The sequence below is a fragment of the Aurantiacibacter sp. MUD61 genome (assembly GCF_027912455.1).
In the GTDB taxonomy this organism is placed as follows: Bacteria; Pseudomonadota; Alphaproteobacteria; order Sphingomonadales; family Sphingomonadaceae; genus Alteraurantiacibacter.
This window is the reverse complement of the sequence record NZ_CP115446.1, coordinates 1377994-1392810: the sequence shown is the minus strand read 5'-3', so window position 1 is coordinate 1392810 and position 14817 is coordinate 1377994. Positions and strand designations below refer to the sequence as shown.

The window sequence follows — 14817 nt, the reverse complement described above, 5'->3', positions numbered from 1 at the left end:
AACTCTCATCAAACGCGGTTAAGCAGGCCTTAGGTCTTTTCAGCCATACAAGGCGGCAATGGAACATGTCGCAATCAACCTGCCCGACTTTGAAGCGCCGAGTGCGCCGCTTCCCGGTGAACTCGTGCACAATGAGGCGATCGAGCGCATCCTGCAGAGTGTGCGCGGTCATCTAGGCGTCGAGATCGCCTTTGTGTCCCGCTATGTCGAGGGCGAACAGCGCGAACTTACGCATGTCAGCTCGGACCTCGATCTGCCCATGGGGCCTGGCTTCCGTGAACCGCGAGAGGAGGCCTATTGCTGGCATATCCTCAACGGTCGCCTGCCCGAATTGATTCAGGATCCGTCGGATTTCCCGCTGACCGAGAAGCTCGCAATTACCGATTTTCTGCCAGTGGGCTGCCATATAAATACGCCACTGCGCCTGTCCGACGGCACCGTCTGGGGCAGTTTCTGCGCGCTGGGCCGCACGCCCGATCGCACGCTGACAGAGCGCGATCTGAACATCCTGAAAAGCTTTGCCGGCCTCGCTGCCGAACGGATCGAAAGCTCGCTGGAAACAGATATTCTTTCCATGCAGGCACGTGAACGCGTCGAATCGATGCTGGACGGGCACGGCGTTTCGACTTTTCAGCAGCCCATCATGTCGCTCGAGACCGGGCAGCCGGTGGGCGTGGAATGCCTCTCGCGTTTCCCCGATCTCACCAAGCGCGGGCCGGATGCCTGGTTTGAAGACGCCGAACTGGTGGGCCTGGGCAAGGAACTAGAAATGACCGCGGTGCGCTGTGCGCTCGAATCGCTGTCGCATATTCCCGAAGGTCTTTACGCCACGGTCAATGTTTCGCCGCAGACGGTGGCATCGGGCGCGGTACGCGAATTGCTTGAAGATTCGGGTATTCCGAATCTCGTCGTCGAGATTACCGAACACTGCCAGGTCGATGATTTTGAAGAGCTTTCACGCGAAATTTCCGCATTGAAAGCCCACGCCAAGATCGCAATCGATGACGTTGGCACCGGCTATGCGGGCCTGCGCCACATCGTCGATCTGCAGCCTGATATTCTCAAGATGGATATGGTGCTCACGCGCGGCATCGAAGCCGATCCCGCCCGCAAAGCCATGACAGCCGCGCTGGTGCGCCTGGCGAAGGAAATCGGCTGCACGCTGGTTGCCGAAGGGATCGAGACCGAGGCAGAAGCGCGCACGATGAAGAAGCTCGGCGTGGATTGCGGTCAGGGTTATCTCTATTCACGGCCGCTGCCGGTTGTCGCCGCCCAGCAATTCCTTATGGCGGCCAAGACCCAGCATTGACCGGTCAGGACAGGTCTTCCGGGTCCTTGTCAGCTTCCTCGTTCATCGACCGCTGCTGTTCGCGCGTCATCTCCTTGGCGGCATAGATATCGCCGCCTTCGATCTGCACGTCCATGCGCTGCTTATCGAATTTACGGTATTTCGCTTCAGCGCGGCTGATCTCTGCCTCGCTTACGCCGACACTTTCCAGTGCCATCATTGCCATACGGATCGCCGACTCGAATACCTCGCGCACGACGCACTCGGCAGCCGTTTCGGCCAGCTCGATTACCGAACGCCGGTCATAACCGCGAATGTAGATCTGCGCATTGGGGAAGGCTTCGTGCACCGATTCGATCAGGCCGGCCTCTGGCGTTTCATCGGTGCAGAACATGATGAGCTGCGCTTCTGCCCCGCCCGCCTGGCGCAGCAGATCCATGCGCGTGCCATCTCCGTAATAGACCTTGCTTCCGAATTCCTCCGCAATGTCGATTTGCGATGCCTTGCGATCGATTGCCGTGATTGAGAGGCCAGCCGCCTTGAGCGTTTGCGAAACGCTCTGGCCAAAGCGGCCATAGCCTACCACCACGGCGCTGGCGCCTTCGTTGCTGGGCTTTTCGCGTTCTTCCTCTTCGCCTTTGGGCTCTTCGCGGATGCGGCGAGTGGCGATCATCAGGAACGGTGTCGCCGCCATGCTAAGCGTCACGATCGCGCCGAAGATGCTCGCACTTTCGCTTGCGATCAGCATGGCGGACTGGGCCTGTGTGTAGAGCACGAAAGCGAATTCACCGCCCTGGCTCAGCAGCAGGCCGAGCGCCAGTGCGCCGCGCCATGTCATGCCGACAATCTTGCCGAGGCCAAAAATGATCGCTGTCTTCACTGCAATCAGCAGCACGGCGAAACCGACCACAAAGAATGGCCGCTCCGCCACCGCGCCCAGATCGAGCATCATGCCCACAGAGACGAAGAAAAGGCCAAGCAGGATGGAGCGAAAAGGTTCGATATCCGCCTCCAGCTCGTGCCGGTAAGGCGTATCGGCGAGCATCACGCCGGCGATAAATGCGCCCAGCGCGGCGGACAGCCCCAGCGACTGCATGACGAAGGCACTGGCGATGACGGTGAAGAGCGCCGCGACGACGAACAGCTCACGTTCGCCCAGCCCGCCGATCAGGCGGAACAACGGGCGGATGAGCAGCCGTCCAGCAAGAATAAGCCCGACGATCGCGATGACGGCATAGAGCGCCAGCTGCCATCCGGCAGGGCCTTCCTGCGCCGCCGGATTGCGGCTCATGGCGGCGACCAGCGTGATTAGCGGAATGATCGAGAGGTCTTGAAACAGCAGGATCGAGAACGCCCGCTCACCGAATGGCGTGCGCAGACGACCGGCGGATTGCAGCATCGGCAGGACCTGCGCGGTGGAACTGAGACCCAGCGGCAGGCCAATCGCCAGCGCCGCCTCCATCGTATAGCCGGTCAGCGCGAGGATCGTGGCGGTTACCGCCAGACCGCAGGCCGCGACCTGCGCAAAGCCTAGGCCGAAAATCGCAGATTTCATCCGCCACAAACGCGCCGGGCTGAGCTCCAGACCGACGACGAAGAGCAGCATGACGATGCCCAGCTCCGCCACCACGGCCATTTGCTCCGCCCCGGCAACAAGAGCGAAGACCTGCGGACCGAGCAGCGCACCAGCCACCAGATAGCCAAGCGTCGCGCCAAGCCCGGCACGCCGGAATGCAAGCACCGCAACCAGCGCAAAGCCCAGTATCAGCAGCGCATTCTGCAGGTCCATTCCGTGAGCACCGTGTTCCAAGCCAGTTCCCCTTAAGAAGTCAGCGCGTTAATTTGTGCGGTGGCGCTACAGCCATTTCCACTTCCAGAACAGCACAAGCTGCACGGCCAGAATTGCGCAGCACAAGCCAACGACCACCCAGAACGCATCGCCATCGTTCACACCTGGCATCCCGCCCACATTTATTCCGAGCAGGCCGGTAATGAATCCGAGCGGCAGGAAAATGCCTGCCACGATGGTCAGCAGATACGTCGCCTGCTCGTTGCGCGCGATGGAGCTGGCGCGGATGTCGTCCATCAGCACGACAGCGCTTTCCTTGCTGATATCTAGATCTTCCAAGTACCGCCGCAGCCGGTCGATACTCTCGGCAATTTCGCGCCGGTCATGATCTTCGAACCACGGCGGCGCATAGCGCGATATGGCCTCAAGCGCCTCGTGCATCGGCCCCATATGGCGTTTCAGGCCGAGGCAATTGCGGCGAATGATGGCGATCTCATCGAGCATCTTCTCCGCATTGCCGTCATCCTCCATCTCTTCCAGCCGATCGATATGCTGGTTCATGTCGACGATTGAGCGGTTCATCCGTGTGATCATCGCTTCGGCCAGTTCGGTAATCAGCGCACCGGCATCGGTAGGCCCTGCCTCGCGTCGGTCGATCATCTGGAGCACGCGGCGCGGGGTCTGCAGTGGCATGCGGCGCAGGGTAATAAGGCGTTTCCCATCGCACCACAGCTGCATGGACAACATGTCTTCAGGCTGGGCGCCCGGATTGAAGTTGATCCCGCGCAGCGTCGCCACCAGCGTATCACCCTCGCGGAACGCGCGCGGGCGGGTCCGGTCGCTCACCAGCAATTCACGGGTCGGTTCGGGGATATTAAGGCTGAGCAGGAATTCGTCGACGCCTGCCTGATTGCGGCACAGGTGCATCCAGAGGACTTCTTTCTCCTCACCCGGCTGCCATGCCTGCGCCTCTTCCCAGCTCAGCGGGCGGCCTGCACCCACCCCATCCAGAACGCGGGCGAACAGCTGCGGCGTATCCTGCGGGCAATCGGGCGCGGGGTCTTCCGGCAGCAATTCGCGTGATTCTGCTTCCAATTCTTTCTCGTCCATCGCGCTTCCATGCAGCAATTCCGGCGGGCTGTCATTGCCCAGTCATCACGCCTCGCCTATATGACGTGCCATGTCATCAGTAAGACCTTGGCGCGACATCGAACGTCGCCAGTGCCGACAAATCATGGTGGGCAACGTGCCCGTGGGCGGCGATGCCCCGATTACCGTGCAGACCATGACCAATACGCCGACCGAAGATGTGGGCGCGACGATCGACCAGATCCGCCGGTGTGAGGACGTGGGCGCGGATATCATCCGCGTCTCCTGCCCCACCAAAGAGGCGACTGAGAATTTCGACAAGATCACCAAGGCTGCCAACGTCCCCATCGTTGCGGACATCCACTTCCACTACAAACGCGCGCTGGAAGCGGCCGACAAGGGCGCGGCCTGCCTGCGCATCAATCCGGGCAATATCGGCTCGTCAGACCGGGTGGCCGAAGTCGTCCGCGCGGCAAAGGCCAACGGCTGTGCGATCCGCATTGGCGTGAATGCGGGAAGCCTCGAGAAAGATTTGCTGGAGAAATACGGCGAGCCCTGCCCTGAGGCGCTGATTGAAAGCGCGCTCGATCATATCAAGCTGCTGCAGGATCACGACTTTCACGAATACAAGGTGGCGGTGAAAGCCAGCGACGTATTCCTGGCGGTCGCAGCCTACCACGGTCTTGCCGAAACGGTCGATTGCCCGCTGCACCTTGGCATTACCGAGGCAGGTGGGTTGATTGGCGGCACGGTAAAGTCATCCATCGGTATCGGCTCGCTCCTGTGGGCAGGTATCGGCGACACGATCCGCGTTTCGCTTTCCGCAGAGCCCGAGCAGGAAGTCAAAGTAGGCTTCGAAATGCTGAAAGCGCTGGGCCTGCGCACCCGCGGTGTTCGCGTGGTCTCCTGCCCCAGCTGCTCGCGCCAGGGTTTCGACGTGATCCGCACTGTAGAAGCGCTCGAAGCGCGGCTCGAACACATCAAGACGCCGATGAGCCTTTCGGTTCTCGGCTGCGTGGTCAACGGCCCCGGCGAAGCGCGCGAAACCGATATTGGCATCACCGGTGGCGGTGCTGGCAAGCATATGGTGTATTTGTCCGGCGTCACCGACCATCACGTGGAGTCGGAAGACATGCTCGACCATATTGTCGCTCTGGTCGAGAAGAAGGCGGCGGAGATCGAGGCGGGCACCGCCACGGCCTTCGATCCGCATGCTGAAGCGGCAGAATGATTGGGGGGAATACCAATGAGTGAAGAAAAGAAAGTCACCGAGCTGTCACCTGAAGAGGAAAAACGCATCATCCGCGAGAAGTTGGAAAAATCCGGCGGCGGCGGCGGTGACAAGGATGTGAAGCACAAGAAATGACGATGCAGGCGGGCGGTATTTTTCGCGCGGGGGTTACCCGCATGGCGATCCTGCCGCTCGCCGCATTGCTGGCGCTGCCGGGATGCGTGGCGATCAATGTCACCGATAATGGCAGCACAGCCAGCGCCGATGCCGAAGCGCATCACGATTATCTCGAAGCAAATTCCTACGCCGTCTCGGCAGACCCGATGGGCGATGTCGACGCCGCTCTTGCCCGAGCGGCGGAGCGCGACACGCGGATGCTGCTGGTGATGGGCGGAAACTGGTGCCATGACAGCCGCGCGCTCGCCGGATGGCTGGAAACGGAGCGCTTCGCTGCGCTGATCGAGGATCATTACGAGCTGGTCTTCGTGAACATCGGCCTGCCGCAGACAGGCGATGGCCACAATCTCGATATCGCCGCTCGTTTCGGAGTCGATAATATCGAAGGCACCCCCAACCTCCTCGTGGTCACGCCCGAAGGGCTGCTGGTCAATCGCGACACCGCCACAAGCTGGCGCAACGCTGCCAGCCGCAGCGAGGACGCGATCTACGACGAGCTGGTCGAACTCGCGCACCGCCCTGCTCTGATTGAGCCTGTCGAAGGGATCGAAATCGCGCAGTAGCGCATTGACCTTTCAATGCTCCACGTCGTCCACCACGCCGATTACATGGCTCCGCGTCCGGAGCGCGGCACGTTCAAATTCGACAAATACTACCTCGTCATGGAAGCTTTGCGGCAGAGCGGCTTTGCGCTGACCGAGCATTCGCCCGAGCCTTCCCCGCGCGAATGGCTCGAGGCGGTGCATTGTCCCGATTATGTCGAGCAGGTTTTCACCGCCAGCGTTCCGCGCGAGAAGGAGCGGCGGATCGGCTTTCCCGTCACCCCGCATATCGCAAGCCGCGTGCGCCATACCAATGGCGGCACATGGCTCGCTGCGATGCTGGCGAAAGAGCATGGCTATGCCGCCAATTCGGCTGCGGGGAGTCACCATGCGCTGCACGATACAGGCGCTGGCTATTGCGTGTTCAACGATTTGGCCGTCACCGCCAATCGCCTGCTGGCGACCGGTGAAGCCAGCCGCGTGCTGATCGTCGACCTCGACGTGCATCAGGGTGATGGCACGGCAAGCCTGCTGGCTGGGCGCGACGACGTATTCACTCTGTCGTTGCATGCCGAAAAGAATTTCCCTGTTCGCAAGGCGCGCTCAACGCTCGATATCGGCCTGCCGGATGGGATCGAGGACGATGATTATCTGGCCGAGCTGGACCGTCACCTGCCCTCGGTCATGCAGCAATTCGCGCCCGATTTCGTGCTCTATCAGGCTGGGGTCGACCCGCATGGGGATGACAAACTGGGACGCCTCGCCCTTAGTGACAAAGGTCTGATTCAGCGCGATCGCTACGTTCTCGAACAGGCCCGCACGCGCGGCTTACCGGTCGCCAGCGCGCTGGGCGGCGGATATGGCGCGGACCAAGGCGAAGTCGCCGCGCGCCATGCCCGCTCGATGCTCGCCATGGCCTTCCCGGAGGCGGGCGCGGGCGACCTGATCGACGCCACATCCATCTTTACCGGGGTTTAAGGCCCCCGCCTCTAAAGTGGCGGCATGGATATCCGTGTTCCCTTTGCCTGCGTGCTGATCGCCGGTGGCCTGGTGGCATTTATCATGCCGGCATTCGATGATGCCGGCAGCGATGGGTCGGCGCAAACGCTTGCACAGACAGCCGAAAATCAGGCCGATGCGCAGCTGGCTGCGCTGGAAGTGGACACTCCCTCGACCTGGAACGACCATGTCCGGCTCGATCGCGAACGCGATGGTCATTTCTATGCCGAAGTCGTTGTCGACGGCACCCCCTCGCGCATGATGGTCGACACAGGGGCCAGCGTTATCGCGCTTACCGGCGATGATGCGGCGGCGATGGGCCTCTATTGGGATGAAAGCGAAGTCGCACCCGTCGCACAGGGTGCCAGCGGCGTGGTCTATGGCGTGCATACGCAGCTCAGCAGCGTCCGCCTCGGCAATTTTGAAGCGCGCGATGTACAGGCGATGATCATTCCCGAAGGCCTCGGCATTTCGCTGCTCGGCCAATCCTTCCTCTCCACCATCAATTCGGTTGAAATCGCCGATGATCGCATGGTGCTCGAAAGCGCTCGCCCATGAATATGAATTCGCTCCTGCCGCGCCGATGGCGCGCAAAAAAGGAAGCTGCGGCGCACGCAGAGGCCATTTCGGACATTCTCGAGACGCCGCCCATCGTGCCCAAGCAGGATGGCGTCGTGCTTTTTTCCATGATCGGCACGGCAGTGTTGCTGCCCTATCTCGTCGCGGTGAAGAGCCTTTGGCACAATCTCCAGCGCGGGCGGGTCGCGATTCTCGACGACGGCACGCTGACGGCGCAGGACAAGGCAATCCTTGCCCATCACTGCGGCGATCCGGAAATCATGCGCATTTCCGATGTCGTGCTGAACGAATTCCCCGCAGGCGGCACGTGGGAGCGTCTGCTGACAATTCTCGACCGCCGCGAAAGCGAATACTGGATCCAGCTCGACAGCGACACGGTAACGATCGGCGAAGTGCCCGAAATTGCCGAAGCGATCGCGCGTAATCGCAGTTTCGTCTTTCTCGGCGGAGAGGATGCTTCGGTCGGCCCCCTGCCGCTGAAAGAGTTCCGCAAGCGCTTTTACCCCGATGGTCCGGCAGAGGGCCATGTGCAGGCGCGCATCGAATCCCGTCTCGACACCGTCGATGAGGCGCGCGGTTGGAAGTATGTGCGCGGTTGTTCCGGATTCGCCGGATTCTCAGCCATGGGTGCAGGCCGCCCGCTCGCCTCTGCTTTCCTCACCGAGATGAAGCGGTTGATCGGCGAGGACGATGTCACGATCTGGGGCACCGAGCAGGTCACTTCCAACTTCCACCTCGCCAATGAGCGCGAACCTGTGGTTTTGCCCTACGATCGCTTCATGAATTACTGGGCGGAAGATTGGGGCGATGACACCGCCTTCGTCCATTTCGTCGGCACGCATCGGCATGACAATGGCGCCTATATCCTCGCGAGCCTGCAAGCGATCGAGGCGATCAAACAACGCTGAAGCGGGAGGCGTATGGACAAGGTTCATCCGCCATGTGCAATATGCACACCATGAATCGCCGCCAGCTTCTCACATCAGGCATAGCCGCAGGTGCCGCGCTTTCCGCGCCCGCGCGCGTGTTTGCGCAGGCAGCGCCAGACCCGCGCACGCGCCGCTTGATCGAGATCGCCCAGCGGGAAGTCGAGCGGGTTGGCGCTACACTATGGCACCGCGATGTGGTGGGCGTAGCCGATTTCGGCCTGCATTCTGCGCAGCCGCGCTTCCACTTCGTTGATCTGCTGAATGGCCGGGTAAACAGCACGCTCGTATCGCATGGCAGCGGCTCTGATCCTGAGCATGATGGCTGGCTCAACGATTATTCCAATTTGCACGATAGCTGGGCGACCAGCCGCGGCGCCTATATCACCTGGGAATGGTATGAAGGGCGCTATGGCACATCCGTGCGGCTCGGCGGGCTGGATGAGAGCAATTCCAACGCGCTGGACCGCGCGATTGTGCTGCATTCAGCGGGCTATGCGACACCCGGGCACGTGGCCCAATGGGGGCGGCTCGGCCGCTCCAACGGTTGCCCTGCTTTCGGCACGGAGACTTTTCCCCAAGTGCTCTATCGCCTGTCCGGTGGAAGGCTGATTTTCGCCGATACGCTGGGAATTGGCGCGGATGGGGAAGACGTCGCGATGCCGCCGCAGGAACCTGTCGACTTCGAAGCGGCCATTGCGGAGCGCCGCGCGCGAAACACTCCGGAACCGGAGACCAGCGAAAGCGAATTGGACCGGATTTACCGCGAGGCCAATCCTACGCTGCCTGAAAGCTAATCGAGCTTAGCTCGCGGTGGTGCGGGCGTCCTCGACAATCTCGATCACTTCCTCGCTCGTCGCGCGGTCGCGATTGCCCTGACGCGGCGCATCGAGCGATGCGAGCACGGGTGCATCGCGATTGTAGATATCCTCGAAGCTACGCAGATTGCCTTCCGCGTCCAGTCCCATGGTGAAATAGGTGATGTAGACCGGCATGGTCCGCTCCACCGGCACGCGGGTGTAATCGCCGCTCGCCGAGATCGCGACCGCCTCGTCACGCGTTGCGCCGCGACCGAGGATGGCCACCGTCATCGCCAGTTCCAGCGCGCGTTCCACACGGATGCAGCCGTGGCTGCGCGCGCGATTGTCGCTGTCGAACAGATGGCGCTGGGGCGTATCGTGCAGGAAGATCGCATGCGGATTGGGCATGTCGAGCTTCATCATACCGAGCGAATTGCTTGGCCCCGGCTGCTGAACCACGGTGATCCAACCGTTGGCACCGCGCGTGGCCGTATAGCCATTGCGGCGTGCCCATTGCGGATTGTTAAGCACGCGGTTGCCAAGCCCCTCCCCGCGCACAATGCTCTGCGGCACTGTCCAAGTCGGGTTGAACACCACGCCTTCGACCGTCTCCATCAGCTGCGGCGTGGCCGTGCGTCCCGGCGCGCCGACAATGGTCCGATAGGTGCTGATGATGCGATCATTCACCATCAGGCGCAGTTGGTATTCCGGCACATTGGTGATGAGATATTGCCCGCCCAGATCGCGCGGAAGCCAACGCCAGCGGTCCATATTGGCGCGAATGATCTGGCGGCGGCGTGTGTCGCTCTCGGGCGTTTCGGCGAGCGCATCACGAAGCGCAGCGTAATCGGCATGCGCCGGATTGAGCGAAGACAGCACGCCCGCAATGTCGCCCGTTTCTATTGCCTCGGCGAGCAAAGGGCCAACAGGCAGCAGGTCGGGATCCGGGTCGACGACAAACCATTGCCGGCGCGATTCCATCGGAGTGCGTCCATCGCGCAGATCCTCGACCAACCAGGCGAACACGCCGCTGGCCCGGGTGTTGAGCGCGTCGCTCTCTCCATTGGCGATTTCAGCGCGCAGCAGGTCCGGGCGATAATCCCCAGGGACCAGGCCCTCTGCATCGACACTCTCGACATAGTCCAGAAGCGCGCTCGCTTGATCGAGCGACCATTGCCGGACGGCAGGGAAGGGATCGCTCTGGACGATCTCATTGCTTTGGAGGCCCGGCGTTGCCGTGACTTCGGCAGCATCTTCCTGCTCGAGAATATCCTGCGCAAACAGCACCTGCGCCGTGCCCGGAGCGGCAATAACCGCCAGGCTCGCAAGCGCGCCGCTCCACCCTAGGAAACGCATCAGAATCGAGTCCCTGTTAACCATAATCATCGGCGGATAGTGCCGATTTGCGTCTCCGCTATCAAGCATGGCTGCTTTCCCGGTGCTGAACCGCGATAAAGAGTGATGACGAAAGGCGCCCTGCCGCCTAGAGCGCGTGGCACGCCATGGAGCACAAACAGCGCCTTTTCCTGCCTTTTCTGGCTGCCTTTGTCGGGATCGGTTTTCTGTCCCTTATGGATGCGCTGATGAAAGGTGCGTCGCTCGCGACCGGGGTTTACACCGCATCATTGCTGCGCTCGCTGCTGGCGGCCGCCATGCTAGCGCCGATCTGGCTTGCGACCGGCTTTGCATGGCCGAAGCGGGCGGTGCTGAAGCTGCATATAGAGCGCGGGATCGTGTCAGCCGTGATGGCGCTCACCTTCTTCTATGCGCTCACCAAACTTCCGATTGCCGAAGCAATCGCGATCAGTTTCATCGCCCCGCTGATTGCCCTTTATTTCGCGCGCATTTTCCTCGGCGAAACGATCAGCCGCCAGGCAATCGTCGCTTCGCTAATCGGGTTTGCAGGTACAATCGTGATTGTCAGCGGCAGGCTTGGGCGCAGCGATTTTGACGAAGGCGTGGCGCTTGGTCTTGCCTCGCTGAGTTTTTCCGCCCTGCTCTATGCCTATAATTTCGTCGTCATTCGCCGCCAGTCGCAAGTCGCCAAACCACTCGAATGCGCGACCTTCCACTCGGGCGTCGGCGGATTGGTTCAGGCGCTGGCCGCGCCGTTCTTCTTCGTCCTGCCTGGCACCGAAACTCTCGGCATGATCGGCTTTGCAGCCGCGCTTACCGCGGTCGCGTCCATGCTCATTTCATGGAGCTACGCCCGGGCTGAGGCGCAGGTGCTGGTCCCCGTGGAATACACCAGCTTCCTTTGGGCAGCGCTGCTTGGGTGGCTGTACTTTCAGGAAGAAGTGACATTGCCGACCATGCTCGGCGTGTCGCTGATCGTGGTCGGATGCTGGCTCGCCATTCCGCGCAAGAAGAAGCCTGCGCGTGTACCCAGCGACTAGTCGCGGACCAGCACCTCTTCCTCAGGCTCTTCATCTGACCAGTCGGAGCTTTGCCACACCAGCCCGGCCGCCGCACCGAACACGGCGGAAAGAACCAGCAAAAGCAGCATTATGGTGACGCCAAGCGGAGCCTTGCGCCGGGTCGGCTTACTGAGGGCCATTCACTTCACTTTCCTTGCTCGATCTCGAAACAATCTTCGCCGAACGGCGTTAATACATAAGGCTACTTGACGTGTCGGCGACAAACGCGCAACTCGCCCCCAAACATGGCCGCTTTTCGCATTGCGGAGGCCATTTTCGCAACACTTTAACAGGATCACTCATTCATGACCCAGGTCGGCTCCAACACTCTCGGAACACGCAAGACAATGGATGTGGGCGGCAAAACATACGCCTATTATTCGCTGAAAGCCGCGAGCGAGAAGTTTGGGGACGTCTCCCGCCTGCCGCATTCGATGAAAGTCTTGCTCGAAAACATGCTGCGTTTCGAGGACGAAGGCTTCACCGTCGGCGAAGAGCATGTGAAGGCGATTGTCGACTGGCAGAACAACCCGGTGACCGGCAATGAAATCCAGTATCGCCCGGCACGTGTGCTGCTGCAGGATTTCACCGGGGTGCCGTGCGTGGTCGATCTGGCCGCCATGCGCGATGCGATCGGCAAGCTGGGCGGCGATACCGCGAAGATCAATCCGCAGGTGCCTGTAAACCTCGTCATCGACCACTCGGTAATGGTCGACGAATTCGGCCACCCGCAGGCGTTCGAAATGAACATGGACCTCGAATACAAGCGTAATGCCGAGCGCTATGACTTCCTGAAGTGGGGCGCGAAGAGCCTCAAGAATTTCTCCGCCGTGCCTCCCGGCACCGGCATCTGCCACCAGGTGAACCTGGAGCATATCGGTAAAGGCGTGTGGTCTAGCGAAGACCAGAACGGCGAAATGGTTGCCTATCCCGATACCTGCGTCGGCACCGACAGCCACACCACCATGATTAATGGCCTCGGCGTGCTGGGCTGGGGCGTTGGCGGCATCGAAGCTGAAGCTGCGATGCTCGGCCAGCCGATTTCCATGCTGATCCCCGAAGTCGTCGGCTTCAAGCTGGACGGCAAGCTCGCTGAAGGCGTAACGGCGACCGACCTCGTACTCACCTGCGTGCAAATGCTGCGCGAGCACGGTGTGGTTGGCCGCTTCGTCGAATTCTACGGTGAAGGCGTCGCAAACCTCAGCCTCGCTGACCGCGCGACCATCGCCAACATGGCACCCGAATATGGCGCGACCTGTGGCTTCTTCGGCATTGACGACAAGACGCTCGAATATTTGCGCCTCACCGGCCGCAGCAAGGAAAGCATCGCTCTGGTCGAAGCTTACGCCAAGGAACAGGGCATGTGGTTCACGCCGGACGCAGAGCCTGTTTTCTCCAGCACTCTCCAGCTCGATATGTCTTCGGTCGTCCCCAGCCTCGCCGGCCCCAAGCGCCCACAAGACAAGGTCGCCCTTCCCGAAGTGGACGAGCTGTTCAATGGCGAGCTCAAGAGCGTGTACAAGAAGGACGCAGCCGTGCGCGTGGATGTCGATGGCAAGGACCACGATGTCGGCGATGGTGACGTTGTCATCGCGGCCATCACCAGCTGCACCAACACCTCCAACCCCGATGTACTGATCGCCGCCGGCCTCGTCGCCAAGAAGGCGCGTGAGAAAGGTCTTGCGCCCAAGCCTTGGGTGAAGACCTCGCTCGCACCCGGCTCGCAGGTGGTTACCGACTATCTCGAAAAGAGCGGCCTGCAGGACGATCTCGATGCCATCGGTTTCGACCTCGTCGGCTATGGCTGCACGACCTGCATCGGCAACTCCGGCCCGCTCGCCCCGCCGATCAGCAATGCGATCAACAATAACGATATCGTTGCGGCCTCTGTCCTTTCGGGCAACCGCAATTTCGAAGGCCGCGTGTCGCCCGATGTGCGCGCCAACTTCCTCGCTTCGCCGCCGCTGGTGGTCGCTTATGCGCTGAAGGGTACGGTCACCGAAGACATCACCGAAACGCCGATTGGTCAGGACCAGGACGGCAATGACGTGATGCTCGCAGACCTGTGGCCGACCAATCAGGAAATCTATGATCACCGCGTCGCGAACATCGACCGCGAAATGTTCGAGAAGCGCTATGCTGACGTCTACAAGGGCGATGAGCACTGGCAGGCGATCAAGGTCGAGGCCAGCGACACCTACAATTGGAACCCTTCCAGCACCTATGTCGCCAACCCGCCGTATTTCGACGGGATGGAAATGGAGCCGGCTCCGATCACCGATATCGAAGGCGCAAAGCCGCTCGCGATCCTCGGCGACTCGGTCACCACCGACCACATTTCTCCTGCCGGTTCGATCAAGGAAGACAGCCCTGCTGGCTCCTACCTGGTGAACCATCAGGTACCGAAGAAGGACTTCAACTCCTACGGCTCGCGCCGCGGCAACCACGAAGTGATGATGCGAGGCACCTTTGCCAACATTCGCATCAAGAACGAAATGGTCCCGGGCGTCGAAGGCGGCGAAACGGTCTACAATGGCGAGCAGATGCCGATCTACGACGCGGCGATGAAGCATAAGGAAGACGGCACGCCGCTGGTCGTCATCGGCGGCAAGGAATATGGCACGGGCTCGAGCCGTGACTGGGCTGCGAAGGGCACAATCCTGCTCGGCGTGCGCGCGGTGATCGTGGAAAGCTATGAGCGTATCCACCGCTCGAACCTGATCGGCATGGGCGTGCTCCCGCTGCAGTTCAAGGAAGGCGATGACCGCGAATCGCTCGGCCTCGATGGCGATTGCACCTTCAGCATCAAGGGCCTTGCCGATCTGACGCCGGGCCAGGATGTCGAAGTCGAAGTCACCAAGGCTGACGGCTCCACCTCCACTTTCACCGCGCTGTGCCGCATCGATACCGCCAACGAGCTTGAGTATTACAAGAACGGCGGCATCCTGCACTACGTGCTGCGCAAGCTGGCGGCGTAATC

General features: G+C 61.1%; 13 protein-coding genes. 9 read left to right on the top strand and 4 right to left on the bottom strand.

The window, feature by feature from the left end; all coding sequences use genetic code 11:
* Window positions 1-58 precede the first annotated feature (58 nt).
* Window positions 59-1309, top strand: coding sequence for a sensor domain-containing phosphodiesterase (locus O2N64_RS06730; RefSeq protein WP_271079509.1), 1251 nt, complete (start codon window positions 59-61; stop codon window positions 1307-1309).
* A 4-nt stretch (window positions 1310-1313) separates the two neighbouring features.
* Here the strand turns inward: O2N64_RS06730 and O2N64_RS06725 are convergent, their stop codons facing one another.
* Both O2N64_RS06725 and O2N64_RS06720 read right to left on the bottom strand, forming a co-directional pair.
* The gene (locus O2N64_RS06725) at window positions 1314-3077 is read right to left on the bottom strand and encodes a cation:proton antiporter domain-containing protein (RefSeq protein WP_271079508.1); all 1764 of its coding nucleotides are present in this window, start codon (window positions 3075-3077) and stop codon (window positions 1314-1316) included.
* A 66-nt stretch (window positions 3078-3143) separates the two neighbouring features.
* Entirely contained in the window at window positions 3144-4187 is a 1044-nt protein-coding gene (locus tag O2N64_RS06720; protein ID WP_271079507.1) for a CorA family divalent cation transporter, read from the bottom strand.
* 70 nt (window positions 4188-4257) lie between these two features.
* On the opposite strand from O2N64_RS06720, the gene ispG reads away from it, so the two are divergent.
* The 6 genes from ispG to O2N64_RS06690 all read left to right on the top strand — a co-directional run bounded on the left by ispG (window position 4258) and on the right by O2N64_RS06690 (window position 9417).
* Window positions 4258-5397 (top strand): flavodoxin-dependent (E)-4-hydroxy-3-methylbut-2-enyl-diphosphate synthase, encoded by a 1140-nt coding sequence (gene ispG / locus O2N64_RS06715; RefSeq protein WP_271079506.1) that lies wholly within the window; start codon window positions 4258-4260, stop codon window positions 5395-5397.
* A 131-nt stretch (window positions 5398-5528) separates the two neighbouring features.
* On the top strand, window positions 5529-6137 hold the full coding sequence (locus O2N64_RS06710) for a thioredoxin family protein (RefSeq protein WP_271079505.1): 609 nt from the start codon (window positions 5529-5531) through the stop codon (window positions 6135-6137).
* Between the two features lie 15 nt (window positions 6138-6152).
* Complete coding sequence (locus tag O2N64_RS06705) at window positions 6153-7094, top strand: histone deacetylase family protein (protein WP_271079504.1); 942 nt, start codon at window positions 6153-6155, stop codon at window positions 7092-7094.
* A gap of 24 nt (window positions 7095-7118) precedes the next feature.
* Complete coding sequence (locus O2N64_RS06700; protein ID WP_271079503.1) at window positions 7119-7673, top strand: retropepsin-like aspartic protease family protein; 555 nt, start codon at window positions 7119-7121, stop codon at window positions 7671-7673.
* The gene (locus O2N64_RS06695; protein ID WP_271079502.1) at window positions 7670-8602 is read left to right on the top strand and encodes a hypothetical protein; all 933 of its coding nucleotides are present in this window, start codon (window positions 7670-7672) and stop codon (window positions 8600-8602) included. Before O2N64_RS06700 ends, O2N64_RS06695 begins: the two co-directional genes overlap by 4 nt.
* 50 nt (window positions 8603-8652) lie before the next feature.
* A complete protein-coding gene (locus tag O2N64_RS06690; RefSeq protein WP_271079501.1) occupies window positions 8653-9417 on the top strand; it encodes a murein L,D-transpeptidase catalytic domain-containing protein in 765 nt (254 codons plus the stop codon).
* Between the two features lie 6 nt (window positions 9418-9423).
* Here O2N64_RS06690 and O2N64_RS06685 read toward each other — a convergent pair whose 3' ends face one another.
* Window positions 9424-10776, bottom strand: a complete 1353-nt coding sequence (locus tag O2N64_RS06685) for a L,D-transpeptidase family protein (RefSeq protein ID WP_271079500.1) — start codon at window positions 10774-10776, stop codon at window positions 9424-9426.
* A 146-nt stretch (window positions 10777-10922) separates the two neighbouring features.
* Here O2N64_RS06685 and O2N64_RS06680 point away from each other — a divergent pair, with 146 nt between their 5' ends.
* Window positions 10923-11816 carry a DMT family transporter gene (locus O2N64_RS06680; RefSeq protein WP_271079499.1) on the top strand — a complete coding sequence of 298 codons (894 nt, stop codon included), beginning with the start codon at window positions 10923-10925 and terminating at the stop codon, window positions 11814-11816.
* Here O2N64_RS06680 and O2N64_RS06675 read toward each other — a convergent pair.
* Window positions 11813-11977: a hypothetical protein gene (locus O2N64_RS06675; protein ID WP_271079498.1), complete on the bottom strand. Its 165-nt coding sequence runs from the start codon at window positions 11975-11977 to the stop codon at window positions 11813-11815. The two genes, O2N64_RS06680 and O2N64_RS06675, sit on opposite strands and share 4 nt — an antisense overlap.
* 165 nt (window positions 11978-12142) lie before the next feature.
* Between O2N64_RS06675 and acnA the strand changes: the two genes are divergently transcribed.
* Window positions 12143-14815: an aconitate hydratase AcnA gene (gene acnA / locus O2N64_RS06670; RefSeq protein WP_271079497.1), complete on the top strand. Its 2673-nt coding sequence runs from the start codon at window positions 12143-12145 to the stop codon at window positions 14813-14815.
* The last annotated feature ends 2 nt before the right edge of the window (window positions 14816-14817 follow it).